Annotated in this window: 19 protein-coding genes; 9 read left to right on the top strand and 10 right to left on the bottom strand. The window is 45.6% G+C overall.

Annotated elements, in window-relative coordinates:
• The first annotated feature begins 10 nt into the window (after positions 1-10).
• The 5 genes from M1P90_RS28310 to M1P90_RS28290 all read left to right on the top strand — a co-directional run bounded on the left by M1P90_RS28310 (position 11) and on the right by M1P90_RS28290 (position 3,956).
• Entirely contained in the window at positions 11-376 is a 366-nt protein-coding gene (locus M1P90_RS28310) for a hypothetical protein (protein WP_483699054.1), read from the top strand.
• 851 nt (positions 377-1,227) lie between these two features.
• Entirely contained in the window at positions 1,228-2,133 is a 906-nt protein-coding gene (locus M1P90_RS28305; RefSeq protein ID WP_483699052.1) for an IS982 family transposase, read from the top strand.
• Positions 2,134-2,290: 157 nt separating this feature from the next.
• Positions 2,291-2,845, top strand: coding sequence for a hypothetical protein (locus M1P90_RS28300; protein WP_483699050.1), 555 nt, complete (start codon positions 2,291-2,293; stop codon positions 2,843-2,845).
• A 78-nt stretch (positions 2,846-2,923) separates the two neighbouring features.
• Positions 2,924-3,106 carry a short coiled-coil protein gene (locus tag M1P90_RS28295; RefSeq protein WP_483699049.1) on the top strand — a complete coding sequence of 61 codons (183 nt, stop codon included), beginning with the start codon at positions 2,924-2,926 and terminating at the stop codon, positions 3,104-3,106.
• A 124-nt stretch (positions 3,107-3,230) separates the two neighbouring features.
• Positions 3,231-3,956, top strand: coding sequence for a hypothetical protein (locus M1P90_RS28290; protein ID WP_483699048.1), 726 nt, complete (start codon positions 3,231-3,233; stop codon positions 3,954-3,956).
• Positions 3,957-4,128: 172 nt separating this feature from the next.
• On the opposite strand, the gene M1P90_RS28285 is transcribed toward M1P90_RS28290, so the two are convergent.
• Positions 4,129-4,638, bottom strand: coding sequence for a DUF2726 domain-containing protein (locus tag M1P90_RS28285; protein ID WP_483699046.1), 510 nt, complete (start codon positions 4,636-4,638; stop codon positions 4,129-4,131).
• A 750-nt stretch (positions 4,639-5,388) separates the two neighbouring features.
• Between M1P90_RS28285 and M1P90_RS28280 the strand changes: the two genes are divergently transcribed.
• On the top strand, positions 5,389-6,603 hold the full coding sequence (locus M1P90_RS28280; RefSeq protein WP_483696970.1) for an IS701 family transposase: 1,215 nt from the start codon (positions 5,389-5,391) through the stop codon (positions 6,601-6,603).
• 8 nt (positions 6,604-6,611) lie between these two features.
• Here the strand turns inward: M1P90_RS28280 and M1P90_RS28275 are convergent, their stop codons facing one another.
• Positions 6,612-9,095, bottom strand: coding sequence for a hypothetical protein (locus tag M1P90_RS28275; RefSeq protein ID WP_483699045.1), 2,484 nt, complete (start codon positions 9,093-9,095; stop codon positions 6,612-6,614).
• A complete protein-coding gene (locus M1P90_RS28270; protein WP_483704699.1) occupies positions 8,986-9,357 on the bottom strand; it encodes a hypothetical protein in 372 nt (123 codons plus the stop codon). The genes M1P90_RS28275 and M1P90_RS28270 overlap by 110 nt, the downstream gene beginning before the upstream one ends.
• Before the next feature lie 187 nt (positions 9,358-9,544).
• Here M1P90_RS28270 and M1P90_RS28265 point away from each other — a divergent pair, with 187 nt between their 5' ends.
• On the top strand, positions 9,545-10,273 hold the full coding sequence (locus tag M1P90_RS28265; protein WP_483699044.1) for a hypothetical protein: 729 nt from the start codon (positions 9,545-9,547) through the stop codon (positions 10,271-10,273).
• A 602-nt stretch (positions 10,274-10,875) separates the two neighbouring features.
• On the top strand, positions 10,876-13,320 hold the full coding sequence (locus M1P90_RS28260) for a hypothetical protein (RefSeq protein WP_483699042.1): 2,445 nt from the start codon (positions 10,876-10,878) through the stop codon (positions 13,318-13,320).
• 385 nt (positions 13,321-13,705) lie between these two features.
• On the opposite strand, the gene M1P90_RS28255 is transcribed toward M1P90_RS28260, so the two are convergent.
• The 3 genes from M1P90_RS28255 to M1P90_RS28245 form a co-directional block, all read right to left on the bottom strand.
• Positions 13,706-14,608, bottom strand: a complete 903-nt coding sequence (locus M1P90_RS28255) for a tyrosine-type recombinase/integrase (RefSeq protein ID WP_483699041.1) — start codon at positions 14,606-14,608, stop codon at positions 13,706-13,708.
• A 229-nt stretch (positions 14,609-14,837) separates the two neighbouring features.
• Positions 14,838-15,683 carry a macro domain-containing protein gene (locus M1P90_RS28250; protein WP_483699040.1) on the bottom strand — a complete coding sequence of 282 codons (846 nt, stop codon included), beginning with the start codon at positions 15,681-15,683 and terminating at the stop codon, positions 14,838-14,840.
• 35 nt (positions 15,684-15,718) lie between these two features.
• Positions 15,719-17,095 (bottom strand): hypothetical protein, encoded by a 1,377-nt coding sequence (locus tag M1P90_RS28245; protein ID WP_483699039.1) that lies wholly within the window; start codon positions 17,093-17,095, stop codon positions 15,719-15,721.
• Positions 17,096-17,384: 289 nt separating this feature from the next.
• Between M1P90_RS28245 and M1P90_RS28240 the strand changes: the two genes are divergently transcribed.
• Positions 17,385-17,714 (top strand): hypothetical protein, encoded by a 330-nt coding sequence (locus M1P90_RS28240; RefSeq protein ID WP_483699038.1) that lies wholly within the window; start codon positions 17,385-17,387, stop codon positions 17,712-17,714.
• A gap of 68 nt (positions 17,715-17,782) precedes the next feature.
• Here M1P90_RS28240 and M1P90_RS28235 read toward each other — a convergent pair whose 3' ends face one another.
• The 4 genes from M1P90_RS28235 to M1P90_RS28220 form a co-directional block, all read right to left on the bottom strand.
• Positions 17,783-18,496, bottom strand: coding sequence for a hypothetical protein (locus M1P90_RS28235; RefSeq protein WP_483699036.1), 714 nt, complete (start codon positions 18,494-18,496; stop codon positions 17,783-17,785).
• 616 nt (positions 18,497-19,112) lie between these two features.
• Positions 19,113-20,306 carry a restriction endonuclease subunit S domain-containing protein gene (locus M1P90_RS28230; protein WP_483699034.1) on the bottom strand — a complete coding sequence of 398 codons (1,194 nt, stop codon included), beginning with the start codon at positions 20,304-20,306 and terminating at the stop codon, positions 19,113-19,115.
• Entirely contained in the window at positions 20,303-22,174 is a 1,872-nt protein-coding gene (locus tag M1P90_RS28225) for a type I restriction-modification system subunit M (RefSeq protein WP_483699033.1), read from the bottom strand. The genes M1P90_RS28230 and M1P90_RS28225 overlap by 4 nt, the downstream gene beginning before the upstream one ends.
• Before the next feature lie 589 nt (positions 22,175-22,763).
• Complete coding sequence (locus tag M1P90_RS28220) at positions 22,764-22,997, bottom strand: helix-turn-helix domain-containing protein (RefSeq protein WP_483699031.1); 234 nt, start codon at positions 22,995-22,997, stop codon at positions 22,764-22,766.
• Between the last annotated feature and the right edge of the window lie 180 nt (positions 22,998-23,177).

Here is a 23,177-nt window from a genome sequence, read left to right as displayed (position 1 = left end):
TGCGAAAATTATGAAACGAATTCCTATATATATATTGATTCTGGTCATTCTAATCATTGTAGTTTTGATTGCGGTTATATGGCCTAAGATATCTATAACTTCTGGTGTTGAGCAATACGAGGGTGAAGAAAAGATTTTTGCTCGTTATGCGCTCAAACAAACGGACCTGTTGCTTAGCGGATCTATAGAGCCTTTTGTGGTTTTATCTCGTCATGTAGATGAGATAAAAGTAATTAGTACTAATGAGAGTTGTGGATACGAACCTTTTTTAGTACATAATAGATATGAGGCAAATGTTGAGTTATACACATTATTTGGCCGACGGTATGGCCTAGTAAAGGTTAGTTGTGATAAGGTACAAATTAGGCGCAATTAGAAGCTTGTTTGTACGAAATGGAAACATGCCGATCTTAATAAGATCGGCGGCCAAACTCTTAACTTGCGGCAAGATGCCTTGAGCTAGGCTGGCATGCGACCCTCCGACCCGTACGCTTTCGTCGGTCAAATCATACGCCGCTCGGCTCCGCCGCGCAAATCTGCAAAACCTCAGTTATATTCACCAAATGCGTGTCGCCTGTTGACTCGAAGCCAAATAGCGCTTATTACAAATAATGTCCAGTTGTTTTCTACGGTTAGAACACTTAGAGTTCACAAGGAAAGAACAAATGTATCGCCATAAGCTAACGATAGTTGCTTCGTTCTTCCGCATCCTGATTAATCTACTTATGATACTTGTGATTGTTGGCTGTGCTTCTGCACCAAACACCTCAGTATCGTCGCCATCCAACGCTACTATTATTCCTCTTGCACCGGTACAGTCCACCAATACGACGCCTCTTTTGACACCGATACAATCTACAGAGATTGCTCTAACCTCAATACCGCTTCAACCCACCGAAATAACCACCAAGCCAACTCAACAACCTCCTCCCAAATTGATGTTAATACCCTTCAATTATGTAATTCAAGACGCAGGTGAAGGCTGGAACGACGTAACTGTGAGCATTGCATCTGAGAATACTGGAGACCCAGCGGTGTCACCTCTATGTCTTATCACTCGGGTAGGTCTAACACAGATGGACACGGACTTCCTTAACCAACACTGTTTAGATGCTAGACGAGTCACTATTAGGGCGATGTGCTAGTTAAAATGGTTTGACATTCGAGCCTCCAGGTGCTACAGAGAGACTCTCTGACGGTCAGCTCTTTCACACCTGGAGGATTGTGATGATAACCGATTTCGATGACTTTGTGACGTGCATGTACGTACTAATTGACGACATCTGGCTCCAGATTCGGCATCTCTATCCGCGACCCGGTCCCGAGCCAGGCTGCTCGGATGCCGAACTGATCACCATGGCGATTGTGGGCGAATGCCGCGAGTGGGACAAGGAAACCAATCTCATTGGCGAATGGCGCAACTACACCCATCTGTTTCCCGTTCAACCCGAACGCTCGCGCTTCAATCGACGTCGACGCAACTTGATGGCCGCAATCAACCATATTCGTCTGATCACGCTTGCCGTGATGGATGTCGCCCAGGATACGCACTGCGTGATTGATAGTCTCCCGATCGAAGTCGTTCAGTTCCATTTGGTACCATCGTCTTCGGGTGATTGGGACGCCTATGGTGCAACTTATGGCCGCTGCCCGACCAAGAAACGAACGATCTACGGCTATCGGCTCAATCTGCTGGTCACCGTCGGCGGCACGATACTCGACTTCGAGTTGATGAGTGCCAATTGTGATGAGCGTGATGCCGCTCGTGACCTGCTTGAAGACAAACGTGACCTGACCGTGATTGGCGACAAAGGCTTTATCAAAGCCGAACTGGCCAAAGAGTTGCTCGAACGCTGTGGCATACGATTGCTGACCTTGCCGCGAGCCAACCAGAAACAGCAGGTGTCGTCTGAGGTGCGCCGATTGCTCAACCAGGTGCGCCAAATCATCGAAACAGTGAATGGGCAATTGACTGAGCAGTTTCAGATTGAGAGCAACCACGCGCATAGTTTCTGGGGCTTGTGCGCACGGCTGTACACCAAGCTGACCGCTCACACGCTGTGCATCTATATCAATCGCTTGCTCGGCAACCCAGACTGGTTGCGTATCAAGCAACTTGCTTTTCCGACCTGAGTTTTAACTAGCACATCGCCCTATTAATACCACTGAAGTGGAGACTCGCGAGGGAAAGACTTATACAGCATCAGACGGATGGGGTTTCAATGGAGTGCAGTTCAACAATCCGAAGATTCCATCCCCACCAGGTTTCCCGTTTGACACAGGGGTAAAGGTGACATTTCGTGTAGCAAAGGCTGCTCATCCTATACGCCTGGTAATCAAACCTGCTTCCGATCAAGATTATCCTGACATATTTATCAGTCTTGAAAATATCTCCAACGAAATTCCCGCTCCGGATCTCAGTCATTACCAAGTAAAACCTATATCAGATCTTGCTAACTTACCTTTGTTGGATGTTCCAGGCAAACTAAAAGTTGCTTTCAGTGGTAACTGTTTCCATGGAAGTGTTTCTGGATTTAGTGATAAAGCAACTCACCTTCCATACTCCATTATCAACGCCAACCAACTTGATGAAGAGAAAGACAATGTAGATTTTTATTTAATTTCTTACTACCCAAGCGGCATACTGGAGTATCAATATATTTCTTTCGGTGACCGAGAAGTAAAAGCTGGTCCAGGGCAGACTGTGTCGCTCGAAGTGCTTCTCTTTGACGTGCGTAATGGGACAGTGCTAGACTCGGAGAAAAAACCGCCTTCCTATTTCATTCTCTACGATGAAGATAATAAGCATTGGGATATCTATAAGTTAGATTGCCCAGAGAGATGAAAGGAATAATAAGAAGTTGTCTGAATATGCATTAAACGTGTGCATTTTATATAATCTTTTGGCAAAAGGAGGACAGCTATGTCTCAAGGATTGACTCCAGAAGACCGAGAACGTATTGCGGAAGAGGAACGTATTCGGCTGAAGACGCAGGCCAAAGAAGGTTTCAAGATGCTTGGAAAGATGTACCTGGTTGCGGGCGCCGTCTTCCTCTTCGTGATGATATGTGCCTGTTTATTTTTCCTGGGAGTTTTCAGTAAGTAGTCAAACTGTTTTTACACGATGATCGAATATATTCCTACCACAATCAGTTAGCGTGATTATAGAACCTATAATCACGCTAACTGATTAAGAATTCTCTCCGAAAACAGTTTATAGGAATCTCACGATGTCCACTAATAGAAAAATAATTACAATGGCTATTGCCTATGTAACTATTACTTGTTTGACATCTGTCACTTCTGTTTTTGCGCAGGCCGAGTGGGAGCGAGGAAAGATTGTAGGTCTTCGAGCTGGAACATGCATACGCGAGGGGCCAGGTCTAGGTTATCGAGCACATACTCGCGTACCAGAAAACGATTGGGCAGTAAAGGTCATCGATGGTCCTCGTGTGGCTAATGGACATACATGGTGGGATACAAGCCGACGAGCCGCAGGAGATCCGAGTGGTGGAACAGGGTGGGTAACCGAAGATCAAACTGATAAGGATTGCAGCAATGGCGTTGCACCTAGCCAAGGGACAGGTCCTAATACCGGGCAAGGCAGCTCAACATCTCAACCGAAGCCGAATATTTTTATTTCATTGAGGATTTGGTGGTACCAGCAATCTGGTTTAGTCAAATGGATGATTGCTATACTTGCGCTTCTATTAGCTCCTGCACTGTGGCGTATAATCGGAGGGGTAGTCATAGATTTTATTGGTGCCGCTTTTCTTTCTCTAGCGATATGGATCACTTTAGATCTCACACGATCATTGTGGCAAGGGATATGGTTGAGTGTGGCGGAATCGATTTTTGGAAGAGATATACCTGACTTAGCTTTTCTACTGAGTGTTCTGCCATTGGCTTCTTGGGTAATCTCGCTGATTAGGCGGTCTATACGATTACAAAGGTAAGTAGGAGCTGTTCTCAACTAGGATATTATAAACTTGTCTGCTCCATGACCTTCCCCGCGCTCTGCTTAGCAAGGTGGATATAGAGGTGTGCCGTGTTGAGATTGGCGTGGCCGAGCCACTCTTGGGACTGGTCTCTTTTCCGCTTTCTTGTGCCGCCTGTCGGGGAACCATATCACTCCCTAGTGTTCAGCTTAGAACGGATGGCTTGTGATAGCTCTGTTCTATTGTAGGAGGCTGACACCGGCCAATGAAGAACCACGATATCTACAGTGGTAAGCACCTGGTCTAGGAAGTGATCCCGCTGCCGCCGTTCCGTTCTGGCATGCGTCCGGTCATCCAGTTCGATAACAAGCAAGAGCCTCATCGTGTCGCGTCTTACGACAGCGAAATCCACGCACTTCATCCCGATAGGACTAAAGTTCTTCCAAAATGGCCCACTTCCTGACTTTACTTGGACCAAGTTAGCAAGGCGAACCTGCGCCAGAAGGTAGCAATCGTTGGGGAGAATATCTATCAGCACCTGGAAAAATCGGCGCTCAGCGTCAGTTAGAAGCGGCACAGCTACATAAGGCGAGAGCTGCGGCTTCGCTTGGTAGAACTTTGAGAGGAAGAAGAGGAGAAGGCCGCCGCCGAGGACAAGGATGAAAAAGCTGGTCGAGATAATGATAGTGAGGGGGTCCATTCCTATAGTGTATCAGGGTTAGGTTTTCGCTCCCAATCCGAGAGATGTACTTGTGAATTGCAATATTGTACGGTTTTGAAGATGCTTGGTGCCCGCATTGCTCAATGATTAGCTGTTATCTACTCTATATACCAGTTAAAGCAGGTGCTGTCAGCTTCCCATCTTTTCCACTCATCATTTATCCCTTTTCCGACAGTATCATCACAAAAATGCCCTATCATTGAAGGTTTTACAACATGCCAATAGGCTGTAGAACTTATTATAACGAGGAATAAGCCAAAGAAAACCAACCAACTGAACGAATTATACTTATGAAATGCTATACTCAATATCAAGTACGCGGCAATGTTAAGTGCCAAGAGTAAACCGTAGTAGGTTATCCATTTTGAGACCAACACCCCTTGTATTTGAACACACGGCACAAAGATATTGGTGGTACATTTATGTAAGAGATTGAAAACGTCGTATATAGCAGGTACACACAAGATGACAACTAAAAGCAAAGTAGCGGGTAATAATTTACCTCTTCCAATAAAGTTCATATAGAACATAATAGAGATAATTCCGATACTTGTAAACCTTGGTTGCAGTATGGTGGTGTTCCATTCGGGCAGTTCTATCTGCTGCTTGATTTTCTCAACATTATTAATAATGCAAGGGCAATTAATATCTGGACTTTTGCAGATTTGCGGCAACAAGCTTCTGAGCATATGATCAGGCGAGCGTTGGTCTACCAGTTGGGAGGCACAGGTGCCAGCAATTGTCGCGATACCACAGGTGGTCGAGGAACTGCTGGTCCAGTTCGCCGACCTGTTTCCAAATGAGCCTTCACGCCGCCACTTTGCCGAATACCTGACCGGGCTGTTTGTAGCGGAGCACAAGACCGTGAGCGGTATCACGCGAGAGTTTGCCGCCCCACCCGACCAATCCACTCTCAATCGATGGTTGACTGAAGCGCCCTGGGATGTCCAGCGCATCAACGCGCACCGGCTCGAATGGCTTCAACAGGACGCTGCAACGCGCTATCGTCACGACGGCGTTATCGCGATCGATAACACTTTGATAGATCATGACGGCAAACTGATAGAGGATGTCGGCTATTTCTGGGACCATGCCGACAAACGCCACCTGATCGCCCACGATTACCTGTTTGCCAACTACGTCAACCCGAGTGGGAAGCATTATCCGCTCGATTTCCGGCGCTTCCGCAAGCGCGAGCAGTGCGACGACGAGCGCCCGTTCAAGAATCACACCGACCTCGCTAAGGAACTGATCGATTGGGTTGTCGCTGAGGACATACCGGGCGACTTCACCTTCGACAGTTACTTCACCAACGCGCCAATTATGAACACCCTCCACGCCAAAGGTCGCAGCTACATCGGTGATTTGAAAGCCAACCGAGTGATTGTAGTCAGCGGGAAGCAGACCAGCGTGACTGAGTGGGTCAAAACGCTCACGCCGCTTGTTCGCACCAAGTTTACGGTCGGCGGTCACACGCAATGGTACTTCACCAAGTCCGTTCGTCTGCCCAATGTCAACCACCCAGTGCGTATTCTGGTGTTGTGGTCAGAAGCAGAAGCTGCGACGCCACGCAAGATCCTGATCAGCAACCGAACCCAGTGGGAAGCTCATCGCATTTTGAAGGTCTACAAAAAGCGCTGGACAGGGACGGAGACCTTTCATCGGGACGGGAAGCAGCATTTGGGCATGGGCGAGTGTCAGCTCAGGGACGGGATGGGCCAGACCAGGCACATGCACCTCGTCGTCCTGGCGTACACGGCTCTGATGCGCCAATTGAAGCATGATCGTGCCTTCGAATGGGCTCACACACGCCTGATGACCATTGGCGAGTCCTGTCGCACCATCGCTCGCGAGACCTTGGGCAAAACGCTTGCTTGGGCCATCGAACAATCGCACCAAGGCATGACTCTGTCCGATATCAAGCTCCGTTTGGCTTTACCCTGAGCTTTCGCCTATTTCTGCAAAACCTTAGTTAATATGGCTAGTATCCCACCTGAAATTAGAAGATAACTACGGAATCGAGAATCGTTCTGAGAAGACTCGGTTGGAGGACTACTGCTGAGTTCAGTAGTGGTTGGTTCAATTTGTGTTGGAATAGTAGCGTTTGCATTAGCCACAGTGGGGGTTATCTGGGCTATAGTGGTAGGAATGGCTGCGGCAGTTGCAGTAGATACATCTTGTGTGTGGCGCTGCTCGACCCATTCTAACGGTGGAGCTTGAAGAGCATCTTCAAGCGTCATGTCTGTATGGCTAAAATCCATGGATAAATTTATCGTAACGCCATTTTTGCCAATTACTCCGTTCTTGGTAAATGAAATGTGCTCCCAATCATTATATCCGTGTAGTATACCGAAATCTTCATCGCCATTTACATCGGCCCGCACAGTAATACCTTTATCAATACCATCATTAACTAAAGGTATCGCCGTGCAATTCCAATCTATTGGGCCATTCGCATGAGGTACAGCAGCATGCAAATCACTCTCGCTGCGAAAATCAAAAATACCACCTCTCTTACAATAATGCACTGTGCCGTACTCTTCACTAGCTGCGCCTCCGATAATACCTTTTACTTCATCGAGATCGTTTTCCCTAAGGGGCGGCAATTCTGAACGCGAGTAATCATATATACCTGACTTTCCATTCCGTGTTAAACCACTAAGTTGAAAAGCGTAATTCATGACACTAAGATAATTTGGCTTCCACCTTACATCCTCATCACCACCGTGATCTAAGCCTAAATTATGCCCAAGCTCATGCATAAGCGTCCCGCCCTCCTGACGAGCATAGCTTATCCCAAAAGCATTACGTACCGCATCTCGGACAACACCCAGGCTTACAATCATGAGTGTTCCTGGTGTGGGAGATGAACCCGTCGATCCATTAGGAATACTATCAGCAAACAATACATAGTGGAAAATAGTTGCTCTACCGGTTTTCATAAAATCAGGCAAGTAATTTTTGTTGAGCTCGTCAGCCGTAAGCACATGCACATAAGAGCGCTTTTGCGCTTGGCTCAAGTTTCCCCATTTAGCTCCTGTGCTGTAGTTCAGAATACTGTCCGCTCCATTATCAATATGAACTTCAATACCGATAGAGCCAGTCGGGCTCTTATACGGAGAACTCGCGAAGGCGTCGTACACTATTTTGAGCCCTTCAGGAGAAGGTCGTCGAGTGATGCCCAAGGTGGAGTTCTCCATCCAATCAGCCTGTATAAAAATGTCTGGCTTATTTGGGTTAGCTCCCATCTTTGGTAAATCAATGAATTGCGGAGGTAAACCGTTGCCCGGATTAATAGTAACCCCTCTGATTTCCCATAAATCAGGTAAGCCATCACCATCAGAGTCGGGTAGTACGTCTTGAAAAACAGCTATCTCGTTTGTATTCCCTTTGGGTACATAAATTTTGCCCGTTAGCGTATCTACAGCAATATTGCCTGCTGTGACATTGAGGGAACCAAGCACAGTATTATTCGATGTATCGACTACAAAAAGTTCTTTGCCGTTACTTGCATACATTCTGTCTATCAATGGACTTAATTCCATGTCGATCCCAATGTATGTATACGGCTCAGAGGTCTTGGCGACCAGCACTTCAGGCTCAGGAACAAGTGACGCGTTTAGAGCTTGCATCCACAAACTTGTGTCTTCCTTGATGCCGATAACGAATATTTTGTCAGCCTTCTCACTATATTTCATCCCAAACACAGCCATTTTGATTTGTCGCGGTTTTTCAACCGCGAATGAGGTTTCATTGATTGACCAGATTTTCGATGTATATGTTCCGGCTTCTGCTATATTGGTTGCATAAATGGTTTCCGCCTTACTATTGACTGCAATGCTTCCGATGACATCATTGTTAAAGTCAATGCTCTTTATCGCCTTCAAGGAGGCTTCATCGACAACATCAATCCGGCTCGGAGTAAGCATAGTATCAGTAAATCCGTCAAATATGGGTGACGAAGTGAGATATATTCTTTTGCTTTTCGGATTTAATTGAATATCTCCAATAAGCCCACCGCTAAGACCACTTATCTGCTTATCCGTGGTCGTGTTAGTGGTGCTATCTATTATGACGAGGTGGCCTGATGGTGGGAGTCCTGCACTTACTGAGGCATACAGGTTGTGTGTAGCTGGATTTACCACCAGTTTGCCGACACCTGATTCTGTCTGTCCGGTTACATCATTGGTCTTGAGTAGTTTGCCATTTATGGTGTTGAACATCCAAATAGACTGGCTGTCAGTGGTATACAGACGACTGCTCTCGGCATCGACGGTTAAGCCTAATGCAGCGCTGCTATTAGTCGGTACTAATAGAGATGGGAGACTAGTAGGAAGTGACGGGGACTGTGCCGCGACGTGCGAGGCGGGTACAAGCAAGTTGACAACTCCGATGACCGTTACCAGAAAGAGAATCGCGCGGGCAATGCGGAACATACTGCTTCCTTTGTGCCGTGTATTTCGCAATATACCTGATGCTGATGGTCAAGAGTATAGCATTGTTGTCAACTAAAGAAGCGACAAGAGCCGTAATATGCTGCCCTATAAACTTGTCTGCTCCATGACTTTTCCCCCCGCTCTGCTTGGCCAAGTGAACATAGACTTGGGTGGTGTTCAAATTGGCGTGTCCTAACCATTCCTGGAGCTGGTAGGTGCTCACACCCTTCTCTGCTTTGTATATGGCAAAGGCATGGCACAGTGCGAGCGCCTGAAGTGTGCTCCAATGATCCTCGCCATGTACCAGAAATTAGATCTTGCACGTTTATCATGGTGAGTACAAGTGTATCCAGGCTGATGTCCAACATAGAAGTACGGCTCTTACTAGCAAGGTGCTCGGGCATGTCAGTTGCACGGAAACCGGACTACTAGCCAAGAGAGTCACAGCTATGAATATCAACAGAGTATCCTGGCTGGATATATTAGCAGTCACCGGTGTATTTATAGCTCTCCTGGCTCTTCTGAGAGATGTCTTTGAATTTACTTTGAACTGGAACACTTCGGCTAATTCTCTTAAAAGATTTATCGCGAGGCGAAGAGTACGGATTATCATAATTGCTATAGTACTGTTAGGTTTCGTCTGGTTGACCTATACTCGTTTCCAACGACTAGAAGCTCTTGCTACGGATACTTATTACAGGCCCAATTTCCTCTTCAATTCATATGGCCCATTTCAATCCAGAAATGAATTAGCTCCACGTGTGACCCGTTTAGATATAGCGACTAACAAGGTGTCTTACGTCTTTGAGTATAACCTCCCTACAAATGAAGCTAACCTTTTTTCAGGTTTTCTTCTTGAAAGTGATAATCCTGAAAACGTCTCGGACTATCGCTATCTACGAGTTGTGGTTGCCTTCAACGATCCTGAAGCCAAATGCGAGGTTTTCCTTACAGATTTTAACGGGGTTGTTCGTAACTTTAGGCTCGATGGGCATTATACCGACGACCAAATTAAGGTGGTTGATAATGGCTCTATACGAACCATTCTTATACCATTATCAAAATTTGAGAATCTATCTGCCGGCAGTATAAAACAAGTAGGATTTCAAGCAAACACGAACTATGTTGCCGGACAACATACTGTAATTATTGAAGATGTAAGCTTTTCTAAAGAATAGGACTTCTTGCGCATTGGACGCCAGATAGTCTATGCTGTCCCTATGACTGAGGGACAGAGACCATCACTTCATGAGGGATTGCTTGCTGCCAGTGAAGACCTTGGAGCAGTCGCAGAGCGATACGGCGCTCTTGGAGCCGAAGTGGTGTTATCGCCGGGCGAGCGTCGGCGTATCAACGAGGTCGCTGAAGCCATTCGTATTGCCCTTGAGAAGCCAACTCCCGGCTCAGCTCTTGTCTCGTCACAGCCGCTTATGGAGGGTCTTCCTGCGCCTCTGCCGGGCGAGGTTATTCCGCTCCCCCCAAAAGAGGGCTGAATGACCAGCCTTGTTTATTGTAGGCCCTTACACGCTTCAACATCTTAGCTTTTTTGACTATGACAGATTTTTAATTGACAACGCTGGTATAGTAAAGACACCCGCTCAGTATCAGGATGATAAAGCTGCTCTAGGTGTAAATAGAGTGCGCTACCACGTAGCCTATCAGACCAATAGCTCTCATACTCGGTAGCAGTCACTATGGTAGAGTTCGAAAGCTGCTTCAGGTGAAGCTTCTTCCCTTATCACAAGGTTGCCACTCACATACATAGCTTGGGAGAGACAGGATGAAATCACGTTTTGGTCTTATCCTGGTTGTGGTAATACTGTTTTCTCAGTTGGCGGCGCTCGCCGTTGTACCTTCGGTGAAGGCACAGGCTGCACTCTCCCCAAGTGCTCTCCCTTCTATTGCATTAAGCGGGATACCTCGACAAGTCGCCATTAACACTAAAACGAATACACTCTATGTTGCCCAATCGCCTGCTGATGGCACCACGAACGAGACACTAAGTATTATTAACGGCAATACTAATAGCATTGTGACCATTGATATTGGAACTGGATTTGAAGCAATGGCCGTCAATGAGGCTACCAATCAAGTTTATGTATCAAATGGATTTGGTGGTCTTTACGTTCGTGACGGACAAACTGGTGCTATTGTTGATACAATTGGCATGACTAGGCCAAAAACTATAGCGGTAAATCCAGACAACAATCGTATATATGTGCTAGATAACGAGTTGCTCAAAGTGCTCGATGCTAATACACACACAGTAATTTCCGACCCGGTGAGTGTTGGATTTGCTTCATATATTTCCGCGATTAACACTAAAAGCATGAAGCTGTATGCCGCATACAATGATGGCACAGGGGTTGATAGGCTTCGCGTTTTTGATATCACGCCGGTTACTCCGGTGGAAGTTTCAGGACCGTTAGGTATATTGCCGTACAATGATGGATATTTAAAGGGAGCGGTAGATACACAGAATAACATTGTCTACGTAGCAAATACCGACACAAATGTAATCTATGTGATAGACGGTTCGGACAACCACATAATAGACACAATTACGTACCCGTATGGCTTAGATACTGCAACGGGCAAGTATCAAAGAAGTTTGCCAAATGATATTGCATTTGACAGTACGACCAACAAACTGCTTGTTGGCACAACGAACGAAACATTTACACCAAACAGTAATCCACCGGACAATGTAGTTTACCAGACTTTTGAAATCAGAAATGCAAATGCCGCTACTCACGACTACAGCGTTACTGCGTCTCTTTCAGATTACCTGCCTACGGCTGGCCAATTCATACCGAAACAGGAGTTCGTATTCAATACAGTAACAGGTCGAGCCTATTTCATTGACCATATAGTCAACGGATTGACACCTCGCTCTGTTTCAGTAGTGCAAGTTCGAGAAGGAACTACTGCAACCTACTCTATCTCCGGGCGCGTTGTTTCTGGCAGTACCACTATTACCGATTTGAGCGGTATTACAATTACCGCGGTCTCCATTTCTCGACTTATCACAGGGAGTGCAACAACCGATAGAGCTGGAAACTATAAGATATCAAATCTACCTGCTGATATTTATACTCTTGCTCCATCTACTACAAACACCACTGTCAGATTTCTACCCAACGAGCAAACTGTAACCATATCAACTGCGGATGCAACTGCTCCGGATTTCACTGTCTATATCCCTTCGACTTTAACCATTGACTACTTTGCTCTTGGTGATTCTATTGCCTCTGGGCACGGTTTAAGTGATAATGGTACTGCTTGTAGACAAGCACGAACAAGCGCTCACCCCTCTTATCCATTTCAAATAGCATCTAAACTAGAACAGCGATACGGTCTAGGTGCAGTTAACTTTGTCGTGCTTCCTGGGGATGTGTTTGGCCGTACATCTGTTGATAATTTCTTGGCATGTTCAGGTGCAATTATTGGATTACCTGACCCGTTACTTGGTTTGCAACAGCCTACAGGTTCATTGTACAAGCAGTTTAACGAACAAGTTACCGAAACTGTGAATAGGGTTAAACTATTAACAAATTCACACCAGATTCTTGTGAGTATTTCTATCGGCGCAAATAACTTTGGATGGGCGGATTACTCCACAATGGTTAAACTGTTCGATATGAGCACAGTAAACCTTAAGTCACTTGTGAAAAGTATAACGGGAAATGTACAGACAAGTCTCGTGGCTGACATTAACAAATTATTGGCGGCTCATCCCAACGTGCGAATTGTTGTTACACAATACCATAACCCTTTTAATCCAAAAAGTGTACTATGGCAGGCATACCCAACACGTCTTACTTGCCGCGATAAGAAGGGAGAAATGAACTGTTATGATAGAACTAATCTTATCGTCACGGAACTAAACAAGGCGATCAAGAAGTCGGTATCATTAGTGGGATCTTCTAAGCGAGTAGTCGCAATATCGGATGATCTCTACAAGAATTTTCTCAAACACCCCTCGCCTGGTGTTACAAACGGAATTCCCGGACCAATTCGAACCTGTGGCTTTACAGGCCCTTCTGAGAATGATACATGGGTCGAATCCCCTTCCTTGGAATATGCAAACTCTAATCCTCCTATTCCGGCACCATATAACTTGATACTCGTTGACTGGAAGGGTGATTGCTTCCACCCAAACGATAAGGGTGCGCAGCAATATGCGTATTATGTAGATCTTGCCGCTCAAAAGCTATCTCGGTAGATAGATGTAGCTAAGGATGGCATTCATGTTCTACCTATCTAATCATTCCTTGTTCGTGTATTTAATAATAATTAGCACTGCGGTTATTATGATGCCGTAAAAAATTAGTGCTGTTGGCAAGCCCCATTGAGTATTTATTGAGCAAAGATTAAGCGAACTATGTGTTCGTTCAACTTGGGCTTGGCATTCTTGTTCTTGATATTGAAGATAATACATTGTGCCGATGAAGCATAATGCAGTCAGTGCAATTGCGAGCAGTCTTACATCCAGTTGCTTCTTTCTCTGGAGATTGTTTGTCATTCTTGCAGTATACAGTAAAGATCGCAGTTTTTTAAGCAGACTATCCTAGTAACTCTTCAAAGGCTCCGGTTGCATCTGACCACTGCTATAAACTCGTCTGCTCCATAACCTTTCCCCCGCTTTGTTTGGCAAGGTGAACATACACTTGTGTTGTATTGAGATTGGCGTGGCCGAGCCACTCTTGCAGCTGGTAGGTGCTGACACCCTTCTCAGCTTTCTGTGTGGCGAAGGTGTGGCGCAGACTGTGGGGGCTTATCCGCTTTGTGATACCCGATACCCGGACATACTTGGCCACAATCTTTCTCACCCCCCGCTCTCCAATGGGTTCGCCGTAGTAGTTGAGGAATACAGCATCACTCAAGCTGTCTGGGCGCTGTGCCAGGTAGTTTTTGAGTGCCTGGGCGACTTTCTTCTCAAGGGCTATTGTACGAGCGCGCATCCCTTTGCCGAGACGCACATGCAACAAGGGGTATGGACGAGCGATCATTTCTAAATCTGAAAGACGCAAGGCGCATAGCTCCGAGACCCGCAGACCTGTTTGCAAGAATACCTGCAAGATAGCATAGTCGCGGCTGTTGCCAGCGGCGGCCACGAGCATACTATGGTACTCGTGTGGCGCGAGGTGCTTTCTAATATTCTGCTCTCGCTTGGGAGTAGCAACGCCGGCCGTCGGCGACTTGACGATGAATTCATGGTCAACGAGGAAGCGGTAGTACTCGCGTATGGCGGCGAGCTTGCGCGCTCGTGAGACGCCGGAGAGGCCACGGCGAGCACATGCCGTCAGGAATTCGGTGACATCAGTCTTGGCAATCTTTTCAGGAGAGGTCGCGTAACTGTTATTGTCTTTGAGCCAGAGATAGAACTGTAAGAGGTCAGTCTCATAGGCATGGCGTGTTGCTTCACTGCGGTTTTTCCCTTCGAGGCAGCGCAGAAACGCATCAATGCTTTGAACAATCGGTTCCTTACTTCCAAACTGTGCTGTATCCATAGACACCTCCTAACTTTTCCACAAACGTTGCTGATATGCCCCTATGCTACTCTTTGCCTGACATCCCTTACAAGCCAACTAGCTTCGTTAAATCTGGTTCCGATAACGTGTAGTGTAGCAAATTATCTGGAACCATAATAGAGGGAGGCCGAGCACGGATTGGTCAGAGGTGGGACCGAGAAGAGGGATTATGGGAACCTATAAAATAAGAATACTTGAAAATTTTATATTAAAAGCAAGTGGAATCTAAAAAATCTTCCAACGCATACAGATCTATAGTATGTGAATCTTTTGGATAAACAACTACGGTTAGTTTTTTTGAAACAAATCCCTGCTTCGATGCAGCAATAAACGAAATTATTATTAGCTTAATAAGAGCCATGCGCGGAAGATTAGTACGAGCAAGATCTGAACCTACAACTGGAATAGCAATTGATAAACCGTGACCTTTTAATCGCACCTGTTCCCATAGGCAACTAAGCGAAAGCCAAATATAATCAGCTGTCGACTTAACTCTTAAATCATTACTCATAAAGCCATAGGCGGTTAAGAAATATCTTCTCTGTGAAGAGCCTAATACAATAGTTGTGCCAATTGGATATCGCCAATTTTTCCCTTTACGCTTATTAATTTCCTGTTTCCGTTTATTTTTCAGAGGCTCTAATGCTGAATCGATATCAGCATCTAATTGCCTTTGGTCACTATGGTAGATACGATTTAAGAATTGCCCCTGAACACTTGATGGCTTGATCACTTCTCCTAATTCAGTATCAAAAACATCGTTGGCACCGATTACTAAATGCTCAGGCTCATCAAACAAATCCCCAATCTTAATTTCTACAATTGAATCAGGTGAAGACAAAGACCTAGAAACAGACCTTCGTGGACGATTTAATAGAAGTGCTAATAGTAAAGAGAAAATAGCAAGTCCTATATATCCACGCCATCCCCAATTCAACCATTCTGGAAAGAAAAGGCCACCTGGTTCAATAAACAACCAGATAACGCCAAAAATGCTTACGAAGCTCAAGATAATTTTTCTGATACTGATGGATGCTAAGAGTTCAAAGAACATCAGATTACTCTCGTAACAAGCTAGGTGGGAACTGATCACGTATTGAGATCACAATTGCCAATAACTTTTATAATGCTCGCTTCTTGAGCAGATTGAACCCTTCTACGACCTCGAAATCTCACGGACATCACTTTATTCTTGACTGGACCAAGTTCTAATTCTAATATATCCTCGACTATTTGCGTCATCTTCAAATAATACGCCGCAGTCAACCATGCTTTTGGCAAAAATGAGGTTGCTGATGTATTTAAACGCGACCATAGCTCTGAAAAAGTCCCTCTTTCAATACTGCTTGTTCGCTTGAATGAGTTGCCGAACTGAACTGTAGTAGTATAACGGGCAAGTTCAGTAGGAAGTGGTTGTCCCAATAATATTTGTCGGGCATATAACTCGGCAATATCATTCGAGCTATAGTTGTTAGAATACATATTCATTGTATATCCACCACCTTGTGACCGCTGAATTGGTGTCAATGTAACGTTGAAGCTTGTTTTTCCAGCAATCAATTCGGGCAACACAGATGTGACCTGCATCACACCGGCATAATGGTTATCTGCATAGGCTATTTGCTTTCTGTTATGGTACATATCAGGACTGAAAGCGCGTAAGTCGGCGGCCTCTTCCATATTCCTTGGCGAAATTCGAAGAACGAGACTTTGATCCGACTGAGTTATAGCAGACTTGGTTTGAAAATACTTTTCATCAAGCATTATCCAAGTACCTGGGTCCTTCACAATACCAGTATTGCCGGCCACTCTGCTTTTGCGCGCTAAATTCTTGAGAGGAGCCTTCGTGCCTTTTTTGGTACTGGCTAGTGACAACAACTCGCTACTTGATGTTTGGGTCTTGTTCTCCGGTTTCTTCTCAGTAGAATTTGATCGCGTTTTCTTGCGCTTATGTAACCAGATGGTTAAATGTTCGCGAAATTTATTACGAAAGTCGGCAGAATTCTTGTAACTCGGACTAAATGATTTGCGTTGAACCCTCTTCCTAAATGCTGATACTGCTTTGCGTTGGTTTAGCAGGTCTTGTGAAACAGGGTGAGCTGAAGTATCACGAAAGTAAAACCAAATTTCTGGATTGCCATGAAAATTGAACGCCCGGACAGCTCGATTATATTCTTCTACTGTTCCCGACTTGGCACGCGCTGTAGGCGTACCAATGCGATTCCACATAATACCGACAAAAAGAACATAATCCTTCATCCTGGCAATTTGCTTGTTAATCACGGTTTGGCCGTCCTTGCCGTGACCTGGAATAGCATTCCTTGAACTGACAACCACAAGAACTATTCCCATAGCCTTGCCAACAGTCCTATTAATTTCCGCTACAACATCTTCCACATAGCGACGCTCAACGGAGACATCACTCGGAGATGCTAGAAAAATTTTAAGCTGCTCTACTTGTGGCATTACAGTGTTCGCCGCCAAAGGTCTTTTATTACCTGCGGCCTTTCAGTGACGCTACTGTGCTCGTTACGACATAACCAGATAAACATTTGACGAAAGATTATAGCACACCCTCGTGATGTCTGTTGAGCATAGGGCTCTTTTCGTTAGATGGGAGTGTAAAGAATTTTGGTGCATATTACTTGCACAGCCACTAATTGTGACAGTAGATGTCACACATTCGTGGTATACGAAATTCGACATGAGCTGACTTGCGTTCATAGGAAGAAGAACCACTACGAGGAGGATAGCCATGATCACTGTTCGTGTCGAAAGTAGTAGTGGCGGTGCTGAGCAACACTGGAATACCCTACGTGAGGTTGAGGAAAGTTGGATTACTCAGCAAGTCAACCGACGGCGTGCAGCTGGAGAGACAGTATGTGTCCGCGTAACCGTCAATCACGGAGCTATCAATGTCGGGTTTATTACGCCGACATGTGCGAGAAGTGGTGGAGGTGGGCGACCAGCAACGACACAAGAACAGACGGTTATTGAATTATGGGATAAGCAAGGCTTGAACAAAGCTGACTTTAGCGGAGGCGCGATTATTTCCTTCTTAAAGCAATTGGATCGCTATATCTGAGGTGCGCAGTTTAAGGATTGCCACAACGAGAATGAAATTGAGAATATGGCAACTGCTTAGCGTAAATGTTAGGCTCTTCCCATTGCTTCACTAAGCTCTTTCCAGAACAAAAGAATAATATCAGCGTAGGCAATGAAGTCCTTCATGGTCACATAGAAGTCATCTCCCGCAAGCGGGTTGTACACAGGCCCGGGGTTATTGATGGTGTTCATGAAATTCGGGTCAAGGTCAGGATGAAGGAACATATCGGGACGCAATGCTTGCAGATCCTTACTTGAAGGTCCCTCGGCATGTTTCACCGTATTGGCGGCCAGTCGCAATTCTTGTATCTTCGTCCATGACGAAAAGGCTGTGATATCTATGGCGTGTTCTTGCAGCCGTTGTTGTACTATCTTCCATGTAAATAACTTTGCGTCATGCTCTTCGTAGATATTGAGAAGTTCCTTCCGATGGAAGGAATATATTTGCTGCTCAAACAGGTGATATAAGGACACAGCAAGAACATTCACTATTCCTTGCTTCACACCCGACATAAGCTCATAATACACAAGACCGGCATTAAAGGCACTGTCGGCGGCATCGGCCAAATCATAGCCTGAGTATTCATCGGCCGGCATACTACCGAGCCGCTCGTACTCCTCCTCAGCAACCTTGTCCGCCTCCTTGTTGATATCGTCAAAAGCTGGCAACAATTTGTGCTGCACAGCAGAAACGAATGTCCTCACCTGCGCGCCAAAGACACGCTCAAAATAACCTTCCCACCATAAATGATTAAGCGCCATATCGCTTGTCCTTGGCTACAAAGTGCAGGTTCAACAGGTGTTTTCCTCAAACTTGCTACCTTTTGTTTTATATCGAAGTGGCCACGTACTATCAAGGGGAGGCGGGTTGAGGTAATCGTAAAGATACGACCGTACTAATATGGATTTAATAAATTCCTTTAGCAATCGTTTGGTATATGTATCGGGACCGAATAAAGATTCTGACTAATATTCTGCAAACTCACCCGAAGAGAGATCCGCTCGCTTAGCAACTTACTCATGCTAACCGCTATTTGTGACTGGATATTGTTATCGACTGGTATCGGCAACAAAATTTCTGTAATTCTCCTGCCGAGTGTGTCAATAACATCACGCGTGAATTGTTTATTACGCATCTGCCTGCGCGCAAACGGCGTGTTAAGTAGCGTAAAGAGAAGACTTGGAGGTAATATATCAGGCTTCAAAGAACGAATCTTTATAATACCGCCACAATATAGAAGCGGCAAATCTTGCTCTTGTACTAAAACCGAAGTACCCACAAGATAGGTTCCGTCTCGTACTAAGAGGATATCATTAGAGATCATCACGATTTAAATTCGCAAATACTATCTGGCTCTTTAGGACGCCAGAAAAGGCATTAGCACAAGCGTTTCTCAGGCAAGCCGTTTAAGGCTCTCTGATGCCATTTTATACTTAAATCGTGATAATCTCTATTGGGTTTAACATCTTGCTTTTTGCTCCATATATCATAGACCTCTTCGCTAACCCCCTGTTTGGCTTCTCGCTTTACTTCCCAGCTACCAAAGTCGGACGTTCGAACAAAGGGTATTTGCCCTGTACCGTAATTAAGACGGCCAATCTCATCTCCTGTGTCGAGCTGTAATACCCCCTCTTTCACTAACTCGCCAACAGACACTACTCTACAAACTTCGTTATACAGCTTTGCTGTATTATCAACAGATGGATCATAGTATTTTGGAAGTAAGACATCCTTAACAATATCGGTGGAGCGTTGATTAAACGCCAAAAAGCTCTTTCTGCCGCCAAGAAACGCAGGTCTTCCCCGATATTCATCAATAGAAGGTTTCCACTTAAACAATTCTGCAAGATTGAAGGTGCTTTCATTGCGAAGAAAGAGGTCTATTTCATGTATGATAAAAGACAGAGTCTCACGGATTTCCGCCCTTCGAAGCACTATCTTCTCAACTTGCTTCTCGATTTTCCGTAACTGTGTAGTGCTTTTGTGGTAAGGAATAACAACCTCGTCCAATCTGCCTACAACCGAATCGATAATATCTGCCGAAAATTGCTTGGAACGAATTTGTGAATGGATAATACTATTTTCTAGTGCTGCTAATAGGAAGAATGAATTGAAAATTGCTCCTTGGTTCATACGAAACTTGGCCAGGTGATGCTGGTACAACAGTGGTCCATCATATGGCGTTACCATTGCAGTCGTACCAATGAGGTATGTTCCCTCATGCACAAAAAATATATCGCCCGGTTGCACACCCTGTTTTTCTACATACTCTTGATAAACACTCTCCGGAACACCATGCTTAGGTGACGCCTTTATTTCCCAATTAGCAAGATCACTTGTTCTGATATAAGGATATGGCCCTGTACCGTAGTATATCTTCGGTACATAACTTCCATGGTCGTGGCTTAGTTCACCTGCCTTTGTTAAATCATCCAGTGTGACGAAATCACAGGCATCTGCTAGTGCCTCCAACGAAGACTTAAGCCGAGGGTCATAATAGCGAGGAATTAGTATATCTCGCTGTATATCTGAAATATCGAGCAGAAATCCTTGATTACGTGCCGCAATCATTTCTTAAAATCCTTAATCAAACTATGAAAGGCAGGGGCAACCCTTGGAACATCGTCTAGAAGCTCCTCGGAACCGTCTGGATTGGTTCGTATAGTCGGATTGCCACGAGAGTCATGGCCACACCAATCAACCACACTCATAAATATGTCATTGTCAGCTTGTGGGGGAACGTTCTTCACGAACAATACAGCGACTTTCGCATGTGTATGTGGTTGGAATAGTTCTTCAGGCATCGAAATTACGCCCACAATCCTAACCCGTGCACGAAGGAACTGTACAATGTGTGTATAGGTAGGCATCCCGAGGATGCTCTCGGGAATAACTATACCCATACGGCCACCTGGCTTCAAAAGTTGTAAGCAACGCTCAATAAATAGAAGTTGAGGTGGCTGTTTTTCGTGGAGCGCGTCGGTCCATTCATACTGCCCTGTCTGTTTGTTCAATTTTTCCCTATGACCCAATTTGAATTGGGACAGGATTTCTTGCCCTTTCACAGGTATTTTTGTGCCAAAAGGAGGATTCGTCATGACTACGTCAAATGACCCAAGTGCTACCTTTGACCTCAAAACTGGGTCCCATTTGGCAGGGGCAACGAGGCTGTTATCACAGAAGATACCTCCACGTCCGTCACCGAGAATAGCCATATAAGCCTTAGTGACTTTGGCAAGAAATCTGTCTTTGTCTATACCTCGAAAATACTGAGAAGCTACATGCGATTGCTCCTCTCTGATACGTTGATCACTCCACTTTTTATCCTTTCCGTATGCCTCTATTTTCCTCCACACATAATCCAAAGCTGCCAAAAGAAACCCACCACTACCACAGGCAGGATCGATTATTGTTTCTTCAGGGTCTGGGTCAAGGATATCAACAATCATATGGATAACGTTACGTGGTGTGAAGAACTGACCCTCTTCTCCACGTAACGCTGGTCCCATGAATACCTCGAAAGCATCGCCAATAACGTCTCGTTTAGCATCAGTTATAGAATATGTTTGAAGTTCTCCCACAGCATAAGCGATGCTATCATCGTCCAACTCTAAGCTGTCAGATGGTTCAAACACATCCGGATAACGTCTTTTCACACTTGCGAATAAATCCAGGATACGCTCACGGACCGATTCCGGTCGTTCATTGATCCCGGCCCGAAAATCCATGAATTCATCAGGACCCTTACGCACTTCATCAAAGACTTTACAGAAAAGAAGATTGATAATCTGTTCCGCAAGGCGCTCATCCTTAGTTATACCCTTAACACTTTGGGATAAGTGGTTTCGTAGGTCTTTTAGAACAGATTTGAGTTGTTCGGTCTTGGCAAGCTGGCTGCGGAGATAACGACCAATATCCTCTACTCTCTGCCCAAAGCGCGGGAGTGTAGGAAGGATAGTGAATACTATCTTGCCGCCCTGCACATAATCTTTCCTAAGATATAAGTGTTCATCACCATTAAACCACACCCCAATCTGAGCCTCACTCATACTCAAGTAAAGCTCTAGTTGCTTTCTACCCTCTTTCACAGACTCTGCTTTACATTCAACCACCATAAGTAGGTCGTCATCATGCCTGCCCGAATTGCTAAAGACAGCAATATCAACAGGGTATGATTTCTTTGTCTCTGACGGTCTTCGGCGTACACGATATTGTGGTCGTGTAATGATGTTTTCTTTCGGATATCCAAAATCCTCAACCAGACGCCGTGCAAACACTTGAACCGCCTCGACCTCTTCAGGAGTCGCACGTACTTGCCGACCTGTAATATAGTCCCGTATGTACCCCGTCGGCTGGTCACCCTCTTCCGGGCCATTTACGGGAGACTGAACCTTCTCATCAACCATTTCTTCTGAGCTAAGCTTGGTGACGCGTGGCATGTATTACCTTTTGTAGTGGCGAGGCCTTAGATAACTTGGAGGCTCAACGAAGAGATGTCATTTCGCTAACGCCCGAATTCTACAACAAAATCATGAGGTGTGGTGCAATTCGCTATCAGATACAACAGAAAGAAAAAGCAGGATCCCCACGCGGGTAGTGGTAGATTGGCAACGCGCTGTTCGGGAGTGATATACTCAAAAGATATGTCCGAACGCCCTCGAGGGAGAGACTCAGACCGTCCGAAAGAGAAACAAACGCAGCTACCTGAGTATCGTAAGGCTGCTCGCTTCCCCAATGAACTGACCTCGAACATCGCCTATGAAACCACCCGCGATATTATCCATACCGAACCATGCGAACTTTCTTTGTACCGTACAGCCCTCATGCCGGCTATGGACTGGTACATCCTGGTCTTGGGGCAGCAACCATCAGAGCCGCTCAGGGAACGCATAGACCAGGCCCTCGCTTCCGGCGAAACTGTAGAGCTACCAGAAGATGTCTGGAGGGCATTTAACGCGCGCCGCCTAGAGCAGTCAGGGGGAGGCCCGTGGGTGGAGCGCAGATACCTACGTCGGCGCGTGCGCTGACCTAGTCGTCGGCGATTTCTATAAGTTCGCTTGGAGTAACTTCAAAAAAGCGGCACAGGGCTTCGAGTGAATCGTAGTCTAATCGCCGAAGCGGCGGCCCCTTTGGGTTCCCATCACTCGTGTTATGCCACAACCGACGCGCCGTAGATACACCAAGCTTAGCCTCGCGCTGAAATGTCGCAAGGTTCATTCCGCGTTCTTCTGCTAGTTCACGCACACGAAGCCGCACGCTCATAACCCCAATCTTAGCATAATACCAAACGCTCATTAGCGAAGTCTCACTAATATTTGATCTTCTCTACAAGTGGTGGTAGAATTAACCGCTAATAAACCCTCATTAATGAAACCTCGTATGTGGGCAGCGGAGGTGACATGTGGTATCGCAGGTTCCAAACTGGAGTGATACACGTCGGCG

The sequence above is a fragment of the Kouleothrix sp. 19917 genome (assembly GCF_057073505.1).
This window is presented reverse-complemented; position numbering and strand designations above follow the sequence as displayed.